The 1,115-nt window shown below is 62.9% G+C and carries 1 protein-coding gene; it reads left to right on the forward strand.

Translation table 11 applies throughout. From position 1 onward, the window contains the following. Window positions 1-170: 170 nt before the first annotated feature. Window positions 171-1,115: dimethyl sulfoxide reductase anchor subunit family protein (locus tag P3T40_RS44950; RefSeq protein ID WP_429274099.1), on the forward strand; the 945-nt coding region annotated here is incomplete at its 3' end.

Raw genomic sequence — 1,115 nt, forward strand, 5'->3', positions numbered from 1 at the left:
TGCAAGTCGCAGGACACGGCAGACTCTTTGGTTGCGGATGCAACCATACCGGCTGACGCCGGTGCTGTTGATGCATCCATGCCGCACGCGCAACTTCACGCCGAGCGGCGTGGTGCCGTCTCCGGCATGCTCGATCGCGTATTCAATATTCTGAGTCTTGGGAGGGGCGCATGAACCCCGCATTTTCCGTGGTGTTTCTGACCACGCTGAGCGGTGCAGGGCAGGGCTTGCTGATCGCACTGTTCGGCGTCGAAATGGCCGAGCGCCTTGGACTCATTGCCGCCAGTTCCGCGCCGCCGCCAATGTTCTTCGTGTTGGGCGCGGCACTCGCGGTCGTGCTCGGCGGCCTCGGACTGCTGGCCTCGTTTTTCCACCTTGGCCATCCCGAACGTGCATGGCGGGCCATCGCGATGTGGCGGACGTCGTGGCTTTCGCGTGAATGTCTGGCGCTGCCCGTGTTTCTTGCGGGTGCTTTTGCTTATGGCGTTGCGCACTGGTTCGGCTCGCCGTGGTCGCTCGCGATCGGTGCACTCGGCGTACTTGCGAGTGCCGTGTTGTTCGTGTGTACCTCGATGATCTACGCGTGCCTGCGTTTCCTGCAGGAATGGGCCACGCCGCTAACGATGATCAACTTTGTGCTGCTCGGTTGCGCGTCAGGGTTCACGTTTGCGACGGCCTGCGCCGCGTGGTTCGCGCCGTCGCTCGTGGCGGGGCTCGCCGTATGCGCGGGGGTGCTGACGTTGGCAGGTTGCGCAAGCCGTGTGGCATCGCTGATGCGCAACGCGCGGTTGCGGCCGAAATCGACCGTGCAGAGCGCAACAGGGATCAAGTCGGCGAAGCTCGAGCAGAAGTCGCGCGGCTTTACCGCCGGCGCCTTCAATCTGCGAGAGTTCTTTCACGGGAAGACGCCGCAAACGCTGCAACGGATCAAGTGGACGTTTCTCGTTGGTGCATTTGCGGTACCGCTCGTGCTGATTGCGCTAGGCGGCAGTGTGGCGTCGATTGCGCTGTCGTTCTGGCTGCTGTGTGCCGCCTGCGCCGTGCAATACGCGGGGCTGGTGGCGGAGCGCTGGTTTTTCTTCGCTGAAGCACGGCATCCGCAGAATCTCTACTAT

Origin of the sequence: Paraburkholderia sp. EB58 (assembly GCF_050436665.1) — a bacterium.
GTDB lineage: Bacteria > Pseudomonadota > Gammaproteobacteria > Burkholderiales > Burkholderiaceae > Paraburkholderia.